Annotated in this window: 16 protein-coding genes and 1 pseudogene; 8 read left to right on the plus strand and 9 right to left on the minus strand. The window is 67.6% G+C overall.

Features of this window, described 5'->3' with window-relative positions:
- From AB0472_RS40360 to AB0472_RS40385, 6 genes and pseudogenes are all read left to right on the plus strand, one after another.
- A pseudogene (locus AB0472_RS40360) lies at positions 1 to 190 on the plus strand (hypothetical protein); the annotation flags it as partial.
- 570 nt (positions 191 to 760) lie between these two features.
- Positions 761 to 1,699, plus strand: a complete 939-nt coding sequence (locus AB0472_RS40365) for a sugar ABC transporter substrate-binding protein (protein WP_366364346.1) — start codon at positions 761 to 763, stop codon at positions 1,697 to 1,699.
- Between the two features lie 2 nt (positions 1,700 to 1,701).
- Positions 1,702 to 3,252: a sugar ABC transporter ATP-binding protein gene (locus AB0472_RS40370; RefSeq protein WP_366364347.1), complete on the plus strand. Its 1,551-nt coding sequence runs from the start codon at positions 1,702 to 1,704 to the stop codon at positions 3,250 to 3,252.
- 37 nt (positions 3,253 to 3,289) lie between these two features.
- On the plus strand, positions 3,290 to 4,312 hold the full coding sequence (locus tag AB0472_RS40375; RefSeq protein WP_366364348.1) for an ABC transporter permease: 1,023 nt from the start codon (positions 3,290 to 3,292) through the stop codon (positions 4,310 to 4,312).
- A gap of 261 nt (positions 4,313 to 4,573) precedes the next feature.
- A complete protein-coding gene (locus AB0472_RS40380) occupies positions 4,574 to 5,518 on the plus strand; it encodes an alpha/beta hydrolase (protein WP_366364349.1) in 945 nt (314 codons plus the stop codon).
- 720 nt (positions 5,519 to 6,238) lie between these two features.
- Positions 6,239 to 7,075: an alpha/beta hydrolase gene (locus tag AB0472_RS40385; protein ID WP_366364350.1), complete on the plus strand. Its 837-nt coding sequence runs from the start codon at positions 6,239 to 6,241 to the stop codon at positions 7,073 to 7,075.
- Positions 7,076 to 7,208: 133 nt separating this feature from the next.
- Here the strand turns inward: AB0472_RS40385 and AB0472_RS40390 are convergent, their stop codons facing one another.
- Positions 7,209 to 8,444: a hypothetical protein gene (locus AB0472_RS40390; protein ID WP_366364351.1), complete on the minus strand. Its 1,236-nt coding sequence runs from the start codon at positions 8,442 to 8,444 to the stop codon at positions 7,209 to 7,211.
- A 649-nt stretch (positions 8,445 to 9,093) separates the two neighbouring features.
- On the opposite strand from AB0472_RS40390, the gene AB0472_RS40395 reads away from it, so the two are divergent.
- On the plus strand, positions 9,094 to 9,699 hold the full coding sequence (locus AB0472_RS40395; protein ID WP_366364352.1) for a malonic semialdehyde reductase: 606 nt from the start codon (positions 9,094 to 9,096) through the stop codon (positions 9,697 to 9,699).
- A 55-nt stretch (positions 9,700 to 9,754) separates the two neighbouring features.
- On the opposite strand, the gene AB0472_RS40400 is transcribed toward AB0472_RS40395, so the two are convergent.
- Positions 9,755 to 10,363 (minus strand): helix-turn-helix domain-containing protein, encoded by a 609-nt coding sequence (locus AB0472_RS40400; protein WP_366364353.1) that lies wholly within the window; start codon positions 10,361 to 10,363, stop codon positions 9,755 to 9,757.
- Between the two features lie 87 nt (positions 10,364 to 10,450).
- On the opposite strand from AB0472_RS40400, the gene AB0472_RS40405 reads away from it, so the two are divergent.
- Positions 10,451 to 11,356, plus strand: a complete 906-nt coding sequence (locus AB0472_RS40405; protein WP_366364354.1) for an oxidoreductase — start codon at positions 10,451 to 10,453, stop codon at positions 11,354 to 11,356.
- A 427-nt stretch (positions 11,357 to 11,783) separates the two neighbouring features.
- Here the strand turns inward: AB0472_RS40405 and AB0472_RS40410 are convergent, their stop codons facing one another.
- From AB0472_RS40410 to AB0472_RS40440, 7 genes are all read right to left on the minus strand, one after another.
- Positions 11,784 to 12,005, minus strand: a complete 222-nt coding sequence (locus AB0472_RS40410) for a hypothetical protein (protein WP_366364355.1) — start codon at positions 12,003 to 12,005, stop codon at positions 11,784 to 11,786.
- The gene (locus AB0472_RS40415; protein ID WP_366364356.1) at positions 12,002 to 12,793 is read right to left on the minus strand and encodes a hypothetical protein; all 792 of its coding nucleotides are present in this window, start codon (positions 12,791 to 12,793) and stop codon (positions 12,002 to 12,004) included. The genes AB0472_RS40410 and AB0472_RS40415 overlap by 4 nt, the downstream gene beginning before the upstream one ends.
- A gap of 63 nt (positions 12,794 to 12,856) precedes the next feature.
- A complete protein-coding gene (locus AB0472_RS40420; RefSeq protein ID WP_366364357.1) occupies positions 12,857 to 14,728 on the minus strand; it encodes an FAD-binding protein in 1,872 nt (623 codons plus the stop codon).
- A 5-nt stretch (positions 14,729 to 14,733) separates the two neighbouring features.
- Complete coding sequence (locus AB0472_RS40425; RefSeq protein WP_366364358.1) at positions 14,734 to 15,450, minus strand: VIT1/CCC1 transporter family protein; 717 nt, start codon at positions 15,448 to 15,450, stop codon at positions 14,734 to 14,736.
- 127 nt (positions 15,451 to 15,577) lie between these two features.
- Entirely contained in the window at positions 15,578 to 16,612 is a 1,035-nt protein-coding gene (locus tag AB0472_RS40430) for a dipeptide ABC transporter ATP-binding protein (RefSeq protein WP_366364359.1), read from the minus strand.
- Positions 16,605 to 17,642, minus strand: coding sequence for an ABC transporter ATP-binding protein (locus tag AB0472_RS40435; RefSeq protein ID WP_366364360.1), 1,038 nt, complete (start codon positions 17,640 to 17,642; stop codon positions 16,605 to 16,607). Before AB0472_RS40435 ends, AB0472_RS40430 begins: the two co-directional genes overlap by 8 nt.
- Complete coding sequence (locus AB0472_RS40440) at positions 17,639 to 18,565, minus strand: ABC transporter permease (protein ID WP_366364361.1); 927 nt, start codon at positions 18,563 to 18,565, stop codon at positions 17,639 to 17,641. The genes AB0472_RS40435 and AB0472_RS40440 overlap by 4 nt, the downstream gene beginning before the upstream one ends.
- Between the last annotated feature and the right edge of the window lie 13 nt (positions 18,566 to 18,578).

An 18,578-nucleotide genomic window follows, 5' to 3' on the forward strand; every position in this document is an offset into this window, starting at 1 on the left:
GTCGGAGACGCGGAACAAGCGGCGCAGAGTGCTGTTCATCGGCGGTGGCGTGGTCGCCACGCTGGCGATCGGCACCGCCGTCGCGATGGCCGTGGGCGGATCGAGCCTCAAGTTCTCAGCGAGTCATTTCGAAAACTCACGGCGGAGCGACTTCACCCGTCGGACGAAATCCAGTCCGAGATCGAGGTGAATCCGGATGCCAAGCGTTTCCTCATTCCCGAGGGACAACTCCACCTGATCAATTGCTCGGACTGTCGCACGGAACGACTCCGTATGTCGGTGCAACGGTTTTAGAACACGATCCGGCATTACGGGTGCGCGTGCACGCCCGTCTCATTCGTGGAGGCGATCAGGCCTTCCCGCTCTCTCGCGGCGTCCCGGGCTGTTCGTCGAATGATGCCACCGTGCAGTCGACGTTTTCTTCCGCTCCAGGCGGACCGTACGGACGGTCCGCCCTTTTTCTGCGACCAGGCAGCCTGTGTGCTCCGGATCAGTCGAGTGCACCCCATATGGATCCACAAACTTGATCACGTTATCAAATCGTGACTACCGTGTTTGCGAGATAGTGATTGACGTGCATTGAATCCGGGTGGAATCTCGGAGCTGTCAAAGGGTTCTCACAGATGGATCCATTTGATCGTCTTCTCCGGGCTGGACCCGGAACGCACATCCCCAGGCCGCGAAGCCCCGTTCATGCCGCAACGCAGGCCTCGTCGCCTTCTTGAAGGAGCGCGCTGTGAAACACCGCACAACTGCTGCCATGACCTTTGTCGTGACCAGCACCCTGATCGCTGTCCTTGCCGGCTGCAATGCCGGAACGGCCGATGCGGGTGGGGGAAAGGGAAAGACCATCGGACTGGTCCGGTTCTCGGGGTCGGACGTCTATGCCAACAGTGCACTGGACGCCATTGCCGCCTACGGCAAGAGCAAGGGCTGGAAGATTACCGAGGTGGACGCCAACGGAAGCGTCGACTCCGCCAACACGGCGTTGACCAACCTGGCCACCAAGGGTGTCGATGCGATCGCCATTTCCGTGTTCCCCACCGAGGCCCTGGCGTCGGGAGTCGCCTCGGCGCAGTCTGCAGGCATCCCCGTGGCCAACTGGGGCGGCGGCCTCGGCCCGGGTGTGCCGATCGCCGCGGACGTGTCGGTCGGCGAGCCGATGGCGAAGCGCGTGGTGGACGACCTGGGCGGCAAGGGTGCGTTGCTGGCACTCGGCTACCGTCCCGGTCTGCCCTGCCAACGCCGTGAGAAGGCCCTCGACGATGCCGTGAAGAAGACGGACATCAAGTTGGACGCTCAGCAGGTCACCATTCCCGGCCAGGTGGAGTCGGCGGACAAGGCGACGCAGGCTTGGGCGCAGGCCCACCCCAAGGGCGGCAAGCTCGCCGTGTGGTCCTGCTTCGACGATCCGGCCACAGGTGCTGTGGCCGCCCTTCAGCAGCTGGGCCGCAGCGACGTCAGGACGTACGGCCTGAACGGCACTGCCGAGGCACTGTCCCTGGTGAAGGCCGGGAAGCTGACCGCGACCGAGTGGATCGACGGGCCGTCCCAGGGACGCGAGATAGCCAAGCTGATGGAGAAGTACTGGGCAGCGCCCAAGGACTTCAAGCCGGTCGAGATCGACGGTAACTACAAGATCATCGACAAATCCAACGTGGACGGCTTCCTGGCGGATCACCCCGAGCTGAGGAAGTAGTCATGGCGACAGCGGAAACGGCGTCCGGCGCCGACGAGCCGGCACCGTCGGACCAGACGTACCCCCTGGTCATGGTGCGTGGGCTGGCAAAGAGCTACGGAGCCATTCGCGCCCTTCGTGGCGTCGACATCTCCTTCCGCCGGGGTGAGATCCACGGGCTCGTCGGAGCGAACGGAGCCGGCAAGTCCACGTTGATCCGTTGCCTGGCAGGGCTGGAACAACCCGACGACGGGTCCGTCGTGGTGGACGGCGGGACCACCCACATACAGGGGCCGGCCGGTGCGGCCGACCTCGGGTTCGCCTTCATCCACCAAGAGCTCAACCTGGTGAAGTCCTTCACGGGCGCGCAGAACATCATGCTGGGCAGCCACCAGGGTTCCATACTTCGCCCGCGACGGTTCGGCGGCGTGCCTCGGGCAGTGCTTCGTGCCGCCCGCCGGGTCGGGATCGACTTTCCTCTGGACGTTCCCGTCTTCGAACTGACCGTTCATCAGCAGTGGCTCGTCACCATCGCCCGGGCGCTCGTCGAGGACCGAGTCCTCATAGCCATGGACGAGCCGACCGCCTCGCTGGATGCGCAGGAAGCGGTGAAACTGCTCGGGGTCGCACGAGAACTGGCCGCCTCCGGTGTGGCAGTCGTATTCATCAGTCACCGCCTCGACGAGGTCACGGACGTGTGCGACAGAGTTACCGCGTTCAAGGACGGGGCGGTGTCCCTGGCGCTGCCGCGAACGGAGATCACACGCGAGAACCTCGTGCGAGCCATCGTCGGCCACGGAATCACACCCGGTGCCGGTGTCACGGCCTTCGAGCCCACGGAGCGCACGCGGGTGGCCCTGAGCCTGCAGGGCGTAAGCCGTGGACGAACGGTCCGCGACGTGTCCCTCGCCCTCCACGAGGGCGAGGTCGTCGGTATCGCCGGCCTCGTCGGATCCGGCCGGACGGAGCTGGCACGGCTGATCTTCGGTGCGGACCGGCCCGACAGCGGCACGATGGTCCTGGACGGCAAGCCGTACCGGCCCCGTTCCATCCCGTACGCCGTCAAACGGGGTGTCGCCTATGTCCCCGAGGAGCGGCGCTCCGAGGCGCTCTTCCTCACTCATTCGGTGGAGGACAACCTCCACATCACGGTCTGGGACCGCCGGCGCATCCACAGATGGTTGCCGCTCATCGGGCCCCGCTCCTCCCGAGCCGCGGCCGACGACACCTGCCGCGCCCTCGGGATCAAGACGGCCGATTCACGCAGCCCGGTCGTGGGCCTCAGCGGCGGCAACCAGCAAAAGGTCGTGATGGGACGCTGGCTGGCCACCGCGCCGAAGATCCTGATTCTGGACGAGCCCACGCGGGGGGTGGACGTGGGCGCGCGCGCGGACATCTACGCCCGCATCCGTGAGGCGAACGAATCAGGATCCGCTGTCCTTGTCATCTCCTCGGAGTTCGAAGAGCTCCTCGAATGCAACCGCGTGCTCGTCATGGCCGAAGGCCGCATCGTCGGCGAGCTGACATCCGACGAGATCACCGTCCCCAACATGCTGCACCTCTGCTATGCGTGACCCGCGTCGCGCGATCGAGAAACTGGAGCGACCTGCCATGGAAGGCACAATCGAACAATCCGCGAAGACGTCGGCTGCGCAGGGGACCGCTCCGGGCAACGCACAGCGCATCCTGGTTCTGACGGGCAGGTACGGAACCCCGGCTGTCCTGGTCCTGCTGCTGATCGGCTTCACCGCGGCCGACCCGCAGACGTTTCTGACGGGGCAGAACCTGCTGAACATCCTCAATCAGAGCGCCACACTGGCCATCGTCGCCGGCGGCCTCACCCTGCCCCTGGTGGCCGGCAAGTTCGATCTCAGCTTCGCCTCGGTGATCAGCCTCTCCGGCATCCTCGCCGTCGGTTTCCTGGAGCGCAGTGGCCTGCCGTGGCTCGCCGCCATCCTGCTGGCCCTGGTGGCTGCCGGATTCATCGGGTTGGTCAACGGTTTCCTCGTGGCTCATCTTCGGATCGACCCGATCGTCGCCACCCTCGGCACCAGCACGATGCTGCTGGGCATCAACTACGCCTATTCCAACGGCACCCCGATCACCCTCCAGGGCGGTCCCTTCACCGAGGTGGCACGCGCCTCGGTACTGGGCGTCCCCGCGCCCATCATTCTCGCGGTGATCGTGCTCGGCGGCCTGTGGGTCGCGCTGAACTTCACACTGCTCGGGCACCACATGCAGGCCGTCGGCGCCAATCAGGTGGCCGCGCGTATGGCCGGGGTACGGGTGGCCCGCACCACCGTGATCGCCTTTGTCGTCTGCGGCCTGTGCGCGGGCTTGGCCGGGATCGTGCTCTCGGCGCGCATCGGCAGTGGACAGGTCACGGCCGGCGACGGATACCTGCTGAATGCCTTCGCAGCGGTCTTCCTGGGAGCGTCGGTCCTCAGGGACGGTGATTTCCACATCCTGGGCTCGCTCGTGGGTGTACTCATCGTCACGGTCACCTTCAACGGCCTGTCCCTGCTGGGCGCCGAGTCCTACGTTCAGTTCCTCTTCCAAGGCGGGATTCTGGTGGCCGCCACGGCGTTGAGCAGCACCAGCCGGCGAATGCTGCTTGCCTCGGCGCGGCGCTGACGGGGCGAAGGGCCCGGTCCGGCCCGGCGGCGTTCACGCATCCCCGGGCGTCGCCGACAGTCGAGGCAATGGATCCATTAACCTCTCCGTCGAGGTGCGCACCACGCTAAAATTGCCGTATGCGACATGTGAATATCACAGAATTGAAACACGGCATTGTGTGTGGATCCATTGAGTGTCAAGGTGGAAGTCGTCGGAGCCTGGTCGAAGACGACACGAGCCGCGTGTCCCGCCGCTCCTCTGTGGAAGAAAGCTGATGCCATGACGCAGCCCCCGCACCCCCTCCGCGTTCCCGCGCTTGAGCCCCTGATGGAGCCCTGGATCGAGAAGCTAGGAGCCGCTCTGGACGCCCTGCAGGCCGACCGTCTCGACGATCTCGCCGCCGCGCGCGCGGCGTACGCCGACTGGTTCGCCTCGCGCTTTCCCGCACCGGACGGCGTGACCTACGAGGACGGTCAGGCCAACGGTGTACCGGTGACACGCGTGCGTCCCGGCGACACAGTGGACGGCCGGGTTCTGCTGTACCTGCACGGCGGTGGATACCTGGCGGGCGCGCCGAAGGGCTATCGCGGCCTGGTCGGCCGCTATGCCACCCGTCTGCGCGCCGAGGCTGTGATCCCCGACTACCGTCTCGCTCCGGACGCCCACTACCCGGCGGCGATCGACGACAACCTGGCCGCTTACGAAGCCCTCCTCAAGGAAGGCTGGGATCCCGGCTCCATCGTGGTGTCCGGTGACTCGGCGGGCGGGGCCATGTCCATCGCACTGATGGTCGCCGCCCGCGACGCCGGTCTGCCGCTCCCAGCGGCGGCGGTCGCGATCTCCCCCTGGGCGAACCTGGAGCACACCGGTCGGTCCATCGCGACCAAGGCCGCAGCAGACCCGCTCTGCACCCCTGAAGCCCTGCGCACGATGGCTCTCAACTACCTGGGTGACAACCCGCTCAGCAGCCCGCTGGCCTCGCCGGTGTTCGCTGATGTCAGCGGCCTGCCCCCGGTACTGGTCCAGATCGGAGAGCGCGAGATCATGCTGAGTGACGCCGTGCGCCTTGCCGAGCACCTCGCCGCCGCCCAGGTGCGGGTGAACCTGGAGGTGTGGCCCGGGATGCCACATGTGTGGCACCTGTTCTCCGGGGAACTGGCCGAGGCGGACGACGCTCTCGACTCCGCTGTGGCCTTCCTTGACGCCCGCCTCCCCGCGGCATGAACATCCCTTCCTGTCCACTGCGGCCAGAGGGTTCCCCGTGCTGATGCCGAACACGTCTGCGTCGGCAGTACGCCGTCGAGGCCGGAGAACTCCTCGGACCCGGCAAGGCGGAGAGGCACATCGCGTTGAGCAGCTCACGGTGGAACTGTCGTGGCCTGCGGAGATCGCCGCTGTCGCGGCCGGAGTCACGCGGCGCCGCTGCGAGTCCGGCGGATCCGGCGAGCCGGTCGGCGGTGCCGCAAGGTCCCGACGCATGCCGGTCCGTTCGGCGATGACGAAAGCGTCCTCGACGTCCGTCTTGGCCTCGCCTCGGTAGGAAGCCCAGGCCCGGCGTGCGGTCAGACCACCGGCTGGCCGTGGCTGAGCAGCAGAGTGGCTCCGCCGTCGTCGAGGTCAACCGCGCACGGCATGTCGGTGTCGAGTGCCAGGTGTCTGCGATCAGTTCCAGCAGTGCCGTCCTGTCGTTCAGGACCCGTCGGGACAGCAGCCATTCAGCCCGTGCTGATCACCGCGTAGTGGTGATGTTCCGTGCCGATGTCTGCTCCGGCCCGTATCCGGGGCACCGTCACCCCGGCCCGCTCGCGAGTCGTCGCCGGGCCGCGAGCGGCCAAGTCTCTCCAGCCGTCCCACGGCGCAACCTACGCGTCGAACCCGGAACCTCCGGGCTTCGCCGACCTTACAAGTGACCAGTTGGAACCCACACGAAAGGCACAGCTCCCCATGAGCAGTACCGAGACCGAGAAGCGGATCAAGGTCAACGGGACGGAACTCTTCGTCCGTGACACCGGAGAGGAGAACCTCCCCGTCGTCCTGGCCCTCCACTCGCTTTTCCTCGACGGCCGCATGTTCGAGGGCTTCAAGGACGCGGCCGCCGGCAAGTACCGGGTTGTCCGCCCCGACTTCCGCGGTCAAGGCAGGAGTTCGGCCGCCGAAGGCGACTTCATTCATCTGGACACCGTCACCGCTGACATCATCGCGCTGGCCGAAGCCCTCGGTCTCGAGCAGGTGCATCTGCTCGTGCAGTCGATGGGCGGCGACGTGGCCTTCCGGCTGGCGGTCGCCCGCCCCCAACTCGTCAAGTCGATGCTGGTCCTCGGATCCTCCGCCTGCTCCGAGCCCGCCGATCAGCTGGTGACCTTCCGGGAGTGGGTCGACGGCGTAGGCCGCCAGGGCTTCGTGGGGGACGTACTCCAGGAGACCATGGAGATCATGTTCGGAGCCACCACGCGGAGCGACCCCTCCAAGCAGGACATCATCAAGCTGTGGGAGTCGCGGATCGCCGAGGTACCCAAGACTCTGCGCCCCGCCATGGCAGGGGTCATCGAGCGTGGCACCGCCGTTCACCTGCTTCCGCAGATCGGCGTGCCCGTCTTCGTCGTGTCCGGCGAGGAGGACAAGCCACGCCCCGTCCCGTGGCAGGACGAAATGATCGAGCACCTGCCGAACGCCACCCTGTGGCGCCTTGAGGGAATCGGGCACAGTCCCATCCTGGAAGTACCGGATGTGGTCCTGCCCCGCCTCATCGAGTTCCTCGACCAGGTGGAGAAGTCGGGCTAGGAAACCCGTCGGGTCCGCCGCCGGAACGGCGCACCCGGCTCGGACAGGGAGGGCGGTGCCCTCCGCGCGGTGGCCCTCCGCGTGGAGGGCCCACCTGGCACGGCTGCCCGGACGAACCGGGCAGCCGTTGGCGTCACGCTCCGGTGCGCCGGACCTCCGCGGGGCGTACTGCCATGGCGAAGCTGAAATGGAACTGCTTGTTGATGGCGCCGAGGTATCCGACGCCGGTGATGACGTACCAGGCCTTGGCCGGGTAGTTTCCGTACTCCGTGCCCGACCAGTAGTGCTCGGCCTTCAGGTTCTCGAACGGGGCGTGGTTCGCGAAGAACTGGCCGAAGGCCGCGGCGAAGTCGAAGGCGCCGTCGTCGTCCACTGCAGGGCGCTCGGAGTCGGGAGCCGGCAGTTCCGGCATGCTGCCGTCCAGTCCCTGGAGGGCTTTGTTGCCCAGAGCCCCGTAGTACAGGCGGGTCCACTCACTGTTCTTCGTGTTGTAGCCGCACAGTGTGGTGCCGTCGAATCCGTAGTCAGCGGGCCCGTCTTCGGTCGCGGGCAGGCGCCAGCCCCCTGTCCAGGAGACCTCGTAGGCGGGGTCCAGACGGATGGCCAGGGTGCCGTCGGAGTTCAACCCCGCAGCCCACGTGAGCTGATTTTCCCAGTTGTTGAACGGTGCCGTGTAGTCGAGCCAGACGATGTCCTGAGCCTCGTCCCAGATCAACTTGTACTCGCTGCCCTGATAGGTGGCGGTCCCGATGACGTCGAGCGAGGTGCGGGTCACCCGCCCGCCGCGGACGGCGATCGCGTAGTTGAACGGCCAGTCCTTCTGGTCGTCGCCCTGGTAGCCGATGTGCGTCCCGAAGTACCAGGCGATCGCGGGATGGTCGGCATACTCGTTCAGCCAGTAGAAGTCGATCTTCAGGTTCTCGAAGGGGCCGGTCTTCTGCAGACCGGCCCCTGGCTGCGGGTACGTGCCGTCCGGCGCCTGGTTTCCCTTGTTGCCCAGGGATGTGTAGTAAAGGTGGCCCAGGTCGCTGCTCGTCACGTTGAAACCGGCGGTCGACTTACCGTCGTAGCCGAACTCGTACGCGGGGTGGGGTGTGGCGGGCAGCCGCCAGTCGCCGTCCCACTCCACGTGGACGCCGCCCTTCAGCTGGTAGGTAAGCGCGCCCTGCTCGTTCAGACTCTTGGCCCAGGCGTCGCCGGCCTCCCAGTTGAGGTGCCCGGTCGAGTAGTCGAGCCAGATGAGATTCCGCTCGGCCTCGTAAATCAGGTGGTAGCTGTTCCCTTGGTACGAGGCCGTGCCGATGACTTCCAGCGCGGCGGTCTCCGGCGTACTGGTATCAGCCGGTTTCGGGTGGGCCGACGTGGTCATGATGTGTCTCCTTCGGCTTCTGGGGTCGTGTGGCTCGGCATGCCGGGGTGCCGCCGTCGGTTCGGCGACCGGAGGGGCGTCGAGACGACGCTGCTGTGATCACTCCGCCGGGCCGCGCCGCCGTGCCGACTGCCGGGGGTGTCCGGCAGCGATCCCCGCACGGACCGAGCGACGTCCAGAGCTCGCGATGCGGCTCCTTCGAAAGAACGTGTCGCGTTGGACCGCACCGGCGCTGCGGACGCTGGCGTGGCACCGGTATGCCGCCGGACTGCGGCCACGTGCAGTGTTCTACCACCTTATGGATCCACAAGTAAGGTGCGTGTAACCGCAAGTGGCTCGTAAACAGGGACAAGATTGGTTGATTTCAGGCCTATATGGATCCATGTGGGATCCCTGGCTTGGTGCATCGCCCGGCAGTTCGCGGTGCCTCTGGAGCGGCTCTGCCGCGCGATGCCCCCTGGTCGGTCCGTGAGTCCGAGGGCCGTGGTGGGCTTTCGTGGCCGACTGGTCATCAGCGGCAGGATGGCACTAGGCTCTTAATGACCGCATGTTCACTATCGGGCGATGGCGTCGCCGCCCCGCGGTGGAAGGGGCCGCCGCCCCGACTTCGCCGAGCGGTGTCCCGCGCAATGACCTGATGAGGTGCTCCATGACCGCCCCCAACCCGCTGACCCTTGATTCCGCAGCTCAGGACCAGTTGTTCCGGCAGGCGCACACCGCTGGAACGTTCAGTGATCAGGAAGTGCCGGAGAGCACCGTGCGTGCCATCTACGACTTGGTGAAGTACGGCCCGACGTCCTTCAATCAGCAGCCCCTGCGCATCGTCCTCGTCCGCAGCCGGAAGGCTCGTGAGCGTCTGGCGTCGCACATGTTCGAACTCAACAAGGAGAAGATCCTCGCTGCGCCGCTGACCGCGATCCTGGCTGCCGACTACGAGTTCCACCAGCACCTGCCCCGCCTGGTCCCGCATGTTCCGGACGCCAAGGACACCATCTTCGCTGCCCGTGAGATGCGTGAGGCGTCCGCGGAGTTCAACGCCGCGCTGCAGACGGCGTACTTCATCGTCGGGGTGCGTGCCGCCGGCCTCGCCGCCGGTCCGATGACCGGGTACGACGCCGCGGGCCTCAGCAAGGAGTTCTTCCCGGAGGGCGACCACAAGGCCCTCGCCGTGATCAATATGGGGTTCCCGCGGGAGGGCTCGTACACCCCTCGCCTGCCACGTCTCGACTACGACGAGATCGTGTCCACCGTCTGAACGATTGCCGACGCCTGCTGAGTGTCCCCGTGGTCTGTTCCGCTGGTCTCGCGCCTCATCCAGAAGCGGGCGGGGCCTCCTGCTGCCCGGGCGGACACCGATGGGGGGCGGCGAGTGCCCTGAGCGCCAGGGTCAGCCATCGCTCCCTGTCGGTCGTGGGTGTCTGGGGGCCGGGGGAGTTGGTCAGCAGCAGAGTGAGGTCGTTTGCTGTGACATCGGCTCGGAGATCCCCGTCCTCGTGTGCGGAGGCGACCAGGAAGGCGATCGTGGATTCGGCGTGGCTCTGGACCTCAGGAGGCAGGCACGGGCCGTCTGTGAGGGTCAGTTCACGCAGCAGTCGTTCCTCTTTGATGTCCACGACAGCGCGGCGGAGCAATCCGGCGAGCTCCGTCCATCCGTCGCTGCGCCCTGCGGTGACGCGGTTCACCGCCTCGGAGTGGGTGGTGGATATCTCCTGGCCGAGCTCGGTGAGGATCGCCTCCAGCAGCTGATTCTTTGCCGGGAAGTGGCGGTAGATGGTACCGACCGCGACCCCCGCCTCGCGGGCGATCTCGTCCATCTCGACGCTGCTCCCGCGGGCCATGATCAGTGCTCGGGCCGCTCGGGTGATGCCCTCCCGGTTACGGGCCGCGTCGGCTCGCAGTCGTACTCCACCGCTTGTCATGCCGACAGCTTACCCATGACCCCCAGTAACATGAACGTGTGGTTCACTATGCGGTGTGTACCACCCATTCACGTCAAGGAGCCGGTGATGGCAACCTGGGGAACGTCTGATATACCCGATCAGCACGGTCGGACCGCCGTGGTCACGGGCGGGAACGCCGGACTGGGCTTCGAGACCGCCCGGGCCTTGGCTGAACGCGGGGCCCACGTGGTCCTGGCCTCCCGGAACGTCGGCAAGACCAAGGCCGCCGCCTCAAGGATCGAGCGGGACCTGCCCGGTGCGGAAACCAGCGTGGTAGAGCTGGACCTGGGCGATCTCGCCTCGGTTCGTGCTGCGGCCGAGCGGATCAGTGCTGACCACGAAACTCTCGATCTGTTGATCAACAATGCGGGAGTGAACAAGGTTCAGGGAGTCACCCACGACGGGTTCGAAGCGCAACTCGGAGTCAATCACCTCGGAGCCTTCGCGCTGGCCGGGCTTCTGCTCGAACGCCTCCTGTCCACCCCGGGATCACGCGTCGTCACGGTCACCAGCGTGGTGCACCGTTCGGGGCGTCTGGATCTGTCGCACCTCGGCACAACGGGCGACGACCACAAGAACTACGCGCGATCCAAACTGGCCAACCTGCTGTTCACCTACGAACTGGCACGACGACTTGCGCAGGGCGGAGCGCAGACCGTGGCGACCGCGGCCCATCCGGGCATCGCCAGCACTGACATGTCCCGCAAGGATGCTCCGCCGGTTGTGGACAGGGTCTTCAGCAATGTGCTGGGGCGTACCCCCGCGCGGGGAGCCCTGCCCAGCCTGCGTGCGGCGACCGACCCTGCTGCCGTCAACGGTGACTTCTTCGGACCGGGCGGTTTTCTCGGACTCTTCGGTACCGCCGCCAAGGTCCGCTCCGGGGGAGCTTCCCACGACGAGAACCTCCAGCAACAGCTGTGGAGGGTTTCCGAGCAGTTGACAGATGTGACCTATCGCCTTCCGGCAGCGTAGAGGACCGGGGCACTGCGTCCTGGCGGACCCCACACGGCGGCATCACCGCGGGGTCAAGGACCGGCTGCGAAGGCAGCCTCCCGGAGGGGCCCGGCCCGCCCTGGTGGAGCTCATCCGTCACCACCTCGCCGAGCAGCAGGAGCCGCGTTCCGCCGTGGAGGTCTCCACAGCGCTCGGCTGAGCGCACCAAGCAGGGCAGGTCCGTGCTCTGTTCCGGCCCACGCCGGCACCACTCCTGAGATGGAGGCGAAAGACCAGGACAGGTCGCAGCCGCCGACCGCTGACACGCTCGACCGGGCACATGGTGCCGTCTCGCCTGGGGACGTCGGCACGGCGGGCGGAGCCGGCAGACGACTGCTGTGCTCCGCCGCGCCGTCGCGGAGCCGGCTGGTGGCGGGACGGCTCTGGCCACCGAGACGGTGGTGCGTCACGGCTCCCGGTTGCGCCGCACATCGATGACAAGGCTGACGGCGAAGGAAGCGGGCAGGAGCACACCGCCCAGCACGGTCAGCCCGGTCTCTCCGAGGGACCCCTCGCGCAGGGCACCGATGACCAGTCCGAGTGCCACCGCCACCGCTGCCGTGATCTTCCAGTCGTCTCCGACGATGAAGTCGATCCAGAACCGTACGAACGCCCTCAGCGTCTTCATCCCGCCTCCTCCGAAACAGCGCGGCCGGATGCGGCACCCGGCGGACGGCGCAGAACGAGAACGAACACGCGACTCAGCAGCAGCCACAACACGAGCAGCGCAAGAATCGCCAAGTCCCCGCCGGGCCATTCGAGGGGCGCCCGACCCGCCCGGAAGACGCCCACCCCCTCAACCGCCCAGTAGGTGCCGAAGGAAGCGAGCAGCAGACCGACCCCGTATTTCAGAGCGTTCTCGTCGATCATCGCCAGCGGTTTGCGCACGATGACCGCCAGGCTCAGAACGACGATCGCAGCGATGACCGCGCCGAGGCCGGCGGCGGGTACGTCACCCGCGTTGAGCCCGAAGGTGATCACGATGAAGACGACCTCGAGGCCTTCGAGGAAGACCCCCTTGAAGGAGACCATGAACGCGAACATGTCCAGCTGTCCACGGCTCTCCCCGGCGGCTTTGGCCGCTTCCACCTCGTCACGATAGATCGCCTCCTCGTCGTGGACGGCCTTCAGTCCCGACGAGCGCAGGATGGCCTTCCTCAGCCACTGGAGCCCGAAGATCAGCAGCAGCCCTCCGATGACGAACTGCATCAGGGACGCGGGAAACCACCGGCCCAGCGCGTAGCCGGCGATCGAGGTCACGACCGCCAGCAGTGCCAGGGCCGTGGCCACTCCTGTGAAAGCCGAGCGCCAGCCGCGGGTGTACCCCATGGCCATGACGATGGTCACCGCTTCCACCATCTCCACAAAGCTGGCACCGAAACTGGTGGCGATCAGTGCCCAGGTCGCGGCATCCACGAACCCTCCTCCTCAGATGCGCGTACGCATGCCCCGCGATACTCCGGCGCCGCGTGCCGCACGTCAGATCTCCGATACGGGTACGGGCAGATCCAGATGGCGCCGTACCTCCTTGCTGAGCAGAGGAAAGACGGCTCGCCAGTCACCGACGATGCCGACGTCACTGTGCTGGAACACCTGCGCCTCGGGGTCGGTGTTGATCGCGAGGACGGTGCCGGCCCGGCCCACTCCCACCATGTGCAGGGGACTGCCCGACATTCCGGCGGCTATATAGAGGCGGGGGGATATGTTGCGGGCAGTGACCCCGACCTGCCGGGAGTGCGGCAGCCAGGACGCGTCGGTGACGGCCCGGGTGGCTGCGACCTCGGCCCGCAGCAGACCACGCAGCTCCTCCAGCTCTCCGTAGTCGGCAGGGACAATGCCACGGCCCACCCCGATCACGAACTCGGCGCGGTCGAGACAGTCGTAGTCGTCGACGCTGCTCAGCTCGCGCCGGACGACCTCCGCCTCGGTGCCGGTGAGCAGGTGACCGGCCGTCGGCAGCGGACCCTCCGGGCGCGGCTTGCGCAGGGAGAGGCATCCGGTGCGCACCGTCAGCAGCTGCACGGCCGACACGCTGTCGACATTCGCGACGTAGTGTCCTCCGCAGGGCTTGCTGCCCACCAGCCGATGAGACCGCAGGCCGGTCGCAGGTTCCGTGACGCGCAGCGAGGTCACGTCGCTGACGAGGCCGGCGCCCCATTGAACGGCGAGTCGCGCCAGCACTTCGCGCCCCCAGGCCGTGGCGGGAGCCAGGATCGCCCACGGCCTGGAAGCCGCTCCTGCGGATGCCAGCGCGGCCGAGAGGGGTCTCGGGTCGTAGCTGGTCGCGGTGAGCAGGGCGTCGGCGCCCCAGCCGAAGAGCTCCTGCCGCCCGGAGGACGGCGGGGCGATCGCGACCACCCGGGCGTTGGCACGAGCGGCGATGGCGGAGGCTTCGCCCAGCAGTGCTCGCGAGCCGGGCCCCACGTCGTTGCCCAGGGCGACGTACAAGGTCCGTGTCCTCCTCCCGGCTCCGGCCACGCCCACGGACGGCGCGGAGTCTTCTGCACTTGCATCGGATGTGACGAACACCCCCCGCCGGGCCAGGAGGCCCACAGCCTCGGCCACGTCGTGCTGCAGGTGTCCGCTGTCGATCAGCTGTCCCTGTCTGCTGCGCGACGCCGGCCGCACCCCACGCACCCGGGTGGGGCTTGTCGTGGCCGTCTGCCGGTCCAGCCCGAGAGCACTCACGTCCAGCCGCCGCACTCGCGATACGGGAGCCCATTGCTCCGGAGGCACCTTCGCCGGGGCGCAGGAGCGCTCGGCGACGGCGATGACCGCAGGCAGGCTTACGGTGATCTCCTCGACCGCCCCGTCCCGTTGCAGTCGCGCCTGCAGAACTCTCCGGGTACCGGTGTCCTGCTGAGGCGTGTCGGCAGGCCCGAGCGACAGGGCGGGCCCCACGAAGGGCAGCCCCAGCAGCTCGGCGACCATCGGGCCGACGACCCCCGTGTCACCGTCGACGGAGTTGCGGCCCACCATGATCAGGTCGGTCTCGCCCAGACCGCGCACGGCGGTCGCGAGCAGCCGGGCCGTGACCAGGCAGTCAGCGCCCGCCAGGGACGCATCACTGATGTGGACCCCCCGGTCGGCACCCCATGCCATCGCCTCACGTACGACGTCGGCCGCGCCGGGCGGCCCCATGGTGACGACCGTGCTGCTCCCGCCCGTGTCCTGCGCGAAGCTGACGGCGTGTGCCACCGCCCGGCGGCAGAACGGGTTCATCTCCGTGAACTGGGCACGGCGTGTGAGCCTGCCGTCGGCGCCGAACTCGGGGGCGGGATCGTCACGCGGAACCTGCTTGGCCAGAGCTACGGTGCGCAGGCCCCAAGCGTCGAAGGCGCTGCTGGACACGGCGGTCATGAGAGGCCGACGCCCACGACGAGGCCGACACCGTAGGTCACCGCGGCGGACAGGCCGCCGAGGAGCAGTTGCCGGGTTCCGCCGTACCACAGGGGCCGGGCGGTGAGACGGGCGACCACGGCGCCCGTGACGACGAGCGCGATCACGCTGAGAAGGAGCGTGATCATGATGTTCGAGGTGCCCAGGACGAAGGGCAGCAGTGGGATGAAGGCACCGATGGAGAAGGCGGCGAAGGAGGAACCCGCCGCCGTCCAGGGAGACGGGAGATCATCGGGGTCTATCCCGAGTTCCTCGCGCGTGTGCACGCGCCAGGCCACCTCGGAGTCGGCGGTCAGTTCACGCGCCACCTGCTTCGCGAGCGCGGGATTCAGGCCCCGGGCCTCGTAGATGGCGGTGAGCTCGGCGAGTTCTCCCTCGGGGTTCTTCTCCAGCTCACGCCGCTCGACGGCGATCTCGGCCTGGGCGAGGTCTGACTGCGAGGAGACGGAGGCATACTCGCCGGAGGCCATGGAACAGGCACCCGCGACGAGGCCGGCCAGCCCGGTCAGGATCACGCTGCTGCCGGAGGCTCCTCCGCCGACGACGCCCGCGACCAGGGAGAAGTTGGATACGAGACCGTCCATGACTCCGAAGGTTGCCGGACGGAGCCATCCGCCGGTCACGTCTCGGTGGGCATGGTGGATTTCGGGGGTGTGCGTGTGGGACAGGGACATCGAGGGTTCTCCAGTAGTGCGATTGGTGCGTGGTCGCCGTGCGAAACGCATGGCTCGAGAAGCGGGCAGGGGTGGGACGCGGCCAGGTGGCCGGGCACGGGCCTCCTGGCCGGCAGGCGGTATACGGTCAGGCCGCAGCCGGGAAGTGGCAGGCGACTTGCCGGTCGGAGGTGCCGTCGAGCGCCCGCAGCCGGGGCGTCTCGGTCGCACATCTGTCGGTGGCCAGCGGGCAGCGGGTACGGAAACGACAGCCCGACGGCGGGTCGATCGGACTGGGCACCTCGCCCTGGAGGCGGATCACGCCGCGTGCACGGGGCTGTGCCGGGTCGGGCTCGGGAATCGCGGAGAGCAAGGCGCGCGTATAGGGATGGGCCGGCCGGGCGTACACCTGCTCCACGGCCCCCTGCTCGACGATCCTGCCGAGATACATCACCGCCACTCGGTCGGCGAGATGCTCGACCACTGACAGGTCATGGGTGATGAAGAGGCATCCGAGGCCGAAGTCGCGCTGCAGCCCCGCCAGTACGTTGATGATCTGGGCCTGAACCGACACGTCCAGCGCGGAGACCGGTTCGTCACACACCAGGACCTCCGGGCGCAGGGCCAGCGCCCGGGCGATGCCGATGCGCTGCCGCTGGCCTCCGGAGAACTGGTGCGGGTAGTGATGGGCATGCGCCGGGTTGAGACCGACGGTATCCAGCAACTCCCTGGCCATCCGGGCGTGATCCGCGCGTTGCCCGACGCCATGGACGCGAAGGGGCTCACGTACGATCTGCTCGGCGGTCATCCGGGGGTTCAGACTGCTGTAGGGATCCTGGAACACGAGTTGCACATGCCGCCGCATCTCGCGCAGTGCCCGTCCCCGCAGACCGCTGAGATCCTGACCCAGGATCTCCACCGAGCCCGCTGTGGGGCGATCGAGCGCCGTGATCAGCCGGGACAGGGTCGACTTTCCACAGCCCGACTCGCCCACCAGACCGAGGATCTCTCCGCGCCGCACCTCGATGTCGACTCCGTCGACGGCCCTGACCTTAGGGCCCCGCCGGCCCGCCAGCAGGCCACTTCCTACTGGTAGATGGCGTACCAGGGAAGAGGTACGCACGGCGATGTCATCCTGCTGAACGGACGGTGGCGCGCCCGCTCTCCTGCGCAGCTCAGGCATGAGCGGACCCCCTCCGGTCGAAGGTATGGCAGGCACACGTGTGGTCCTGTCCGATCACGACCAGCGCGGGAGGCTGCGCGCAGACCTCGGCCACGTCGGGGCAACGGGGACGCAACGGGCATCCCGCCGGCAACGCCGCGAGGTCCGGTGGCTGGCCGGGGAGGGCGCTGAGCGGCCTGCCGCGGGTGCCGGGACGGGGGATCGCCGAGAGGAGGGCCCGGGTGTAGGGATGGCGCGGGGCCGAGTAGAGCTCCGAAGCGGGGGCGATCTCCGCGACCCGCCCGGCATACATGACGGCGACGTCGTCCGCGACTCCGGCCACCACACCGAGATCATGGCTGATGAGGACGAGGGCCATCTGACGCTCACGCTGCATCTCCGCCAGCAGGTCCATCACCTGTGCCTGGACGGTCACGTCCAGGGCGGTCGTGGGCTCGTCGGCGATGAGCACGTCCGGGTCCAGGGCCAGGGCCATGGCGATGACGACGCGTTGCCGCATGCCGCCGGAGAACTCGTGCGGATACTCGGAGGACCGCCGCCTCGCCTCCGGGATGCGGACGGCGTCCAGCATCTCGACCGCCCTGCGCCGGGCCGCCTGCCGGCCCAGTCCCAGGTGGGCGACGTACATCTCGGCGATCTGCTTCCCCACGGTCAGCGCCGGGTTGAGTGCCGACAGAGAGTCCTGGAAGACCATGCCGATCTTGGCACCACGGGTTCGCCGACGCTGCTGCTCCGTGAGGGAGAACATATCGACGCCGTTGATCCTGGCCGCGCCGCCGACCACGCGCGCGGAGGGCGGAAGAATGCCCATCACCGCGCGGACGGCCAGACTCTTGCCCGACCCCGACTCACCGATGACCGCGAGGGTACGCCCCCGATCAACTCGGTAACTCACCGAGTCGACCGCTCGGGCCGGTCCATGACGGGTCGGCAGTTCCACGGTCAGTTCCTCGATGGACAACGCAGGTGCGAGGGCGTCGTAACCGGGCAGCCCGGCGAGCGCGTCGCGTGTGGCAGGAGTGGTGTTCATCGCTGCTCCGGGTCGAAGGCGTGCTTGAGCGCGTCACCCAGCAGGACGAGACACAGGACGGCCGCTGAGAGGAACAGGGCTGGGAACACGAGCAGGTTCAGGTGGTCCGTGAAGTACTGCTGTGCCGAGTTGAGTTGGACGCCCCAGGAGATCGACGGGGCCCGGAGACCTACTCCGAGGAAGGTGAGACCCGCCTCCGCGGTGATCACGGCACCGATGTTGAGGCTCGCCAGAACCGCTACCGGGGTGATGGAGTTGGGCACGACGTGCCGGACGAGGATTCTGACGGGTCCCGCCCCGATGCTGCGTGCCGCGGTGATGTAGTCGAGTCCGCGGGTTTCGAGCACTGCCGATCGCATCACCCGGGTGAGGACCGGCCAGGAGAAGAGTGTCAGGACCAGGGACACGCTGAGGACGCTGTGCACGGCGAACGCCTGCAGGACGACGATCATCCCGATGAGGGTGGGAAAGCCGAAGAAGACGTCCATGACCCGGCTGATGACCATGTCGGTGACGCCGCCGAGGTAGCCCGCCAGGGAACCGAGGACGACTGCCACGATCAAGGTCAGTGCCGTGGTCAGCAAACCGATGGTCAGAGAATTGCGTGTCCCGTGGACGACGTTGGCGTACAGGTCGCATCCCTGGATGTCGAAGCCGAACGGGTGTCCGGCACGCGGCCCCAGGGCGCTGTTGTCCAAAGAACACACCCGCGGGTCGCCGTGCCCGAACCAGCCGCTGAACGCCTGCGGGCAGGCAGCCATCAGGCAGAACAGGAGGACACCGGTCAGCGGGATGAGCAGGCGGGGGCGCCGCAGCAGTTCAAGCGGTCTGACGCCATGGCGTTCGCGCACGCCGGCGGCCTGATGCGGGTCGTCGACGGGCGGGCCGCCCTCGGATGCCGATGCCGTGGCAGCGATCTCCACGTCTCCGCCCGCG

The sequence above is a fragment of the Streptomyces sp. NPDC086777 genome (assembly GCF_040702065.1).
GTDB lineage: Bacteria > Actinomycetota > Actinomycetes > Streptomycetales > Streptomycetaceae > Streptomyces.

What these genes read in the sequence shown, in the direction of transcription:
- AB0472_RS40365 (WP_366364346.1), top strand. Translation starts at nt 761, where the DNA reads ATGACCTTTGTCGTGACCAGCACCCTGATCGCTGTCCTTGCCGGCTGC.
- AB0472_RS40370 (WP_366364347.1), top strand. Translation starts at nt 1,702, where the DNA reads ATGGCGACAGCGGAAACGGCGTCCGGCGCCGACGAGCCGGCACCGTCG.
- AB0472_RS40375 (WP_366364348.1), top strand. Translation starts at nt 3,290, where the DNA reads ATGGAAGGCACAATCGAACAATCCGCGAAGACGTCGGCTGCGCAGGGG.
- AB0472_RS40380 (WP_366364349.1), top strand. Translation starts at nt 4,574, where the DNA reads ATGACGCAGCCCCCGCACCCCCTCCGCGTTCCCGCGCTTGAGCCCCTG.
- AB0472_RS40385 (WP_366364350.1), top strand. Translation starts at nt 6,239, where the DNA reads ATGAGCAGTACCGAGACCGAGAAGCGGATCAAGGTCAACGGGACGGAA.
- AB0472_RS40390 (WP_366364351.1), bottom strand. Translation starts at nt 8,444, where the DNA reads ATGACCACGTCGGCCCACCCGAAACCGGCTGATACCAGTACGCCGGAG.
- AB0472_RS40395 (WP_366364352.1), top strand. Translation starts at nt 9,094, where the DNA reads ATGACCGCCCCCAACCCGCTGACCCTTGATTCCGCAGCTCAGGACCAG.
- AB0472_RS40400 (WP_366364353.1), bottom strand. Translation starts at nt 10,363, where the DNA reads ATGACAAGCGGTGGAGTACGACTGCGAGCCGACGCGGCCCGTAACCGG.
- AB0472_RS40405 (WP_366364354.1), top strand. Translation starts at nt 10,451, where the DNA reads ATGGCAACCTGGGGAACGTCTGATATACCCGATCAGCACGGTCGGACC.
- AB0472_RS40410 (WP_366364355.1), bottom strand. Translation starts at nt 12,005, where the DNA reads ATGAAGACGCTGAGGGCGTTCGTACGGTTCTGGATCGACTTCATCGTC.
- AB0472_RS40425 (WP_366364358.1), bottom strand. Translation starts at nt 15,450, where the DNA reads ATGTCCCTGTCCCACACGCACACCCCCGAAATCCACCATGCCCACCGA.
- AB0472_RS40430 (WP_366364359.1), bottom strand. Translation starts at nt 16,612, where the DNA reads ATGCCTGAGCTGCGCAGGAGAGCGGGCGCGCCACCGTCCGTTCAGCAG.
- AB0472_RS40435 (WP_366364360.1), bottom strand. Translation starts at nt 17,642, where the DNA reads ATGAACACCACTCCTGCCACACGCGACGCGCTCGCCGGGCTGCCCGGT.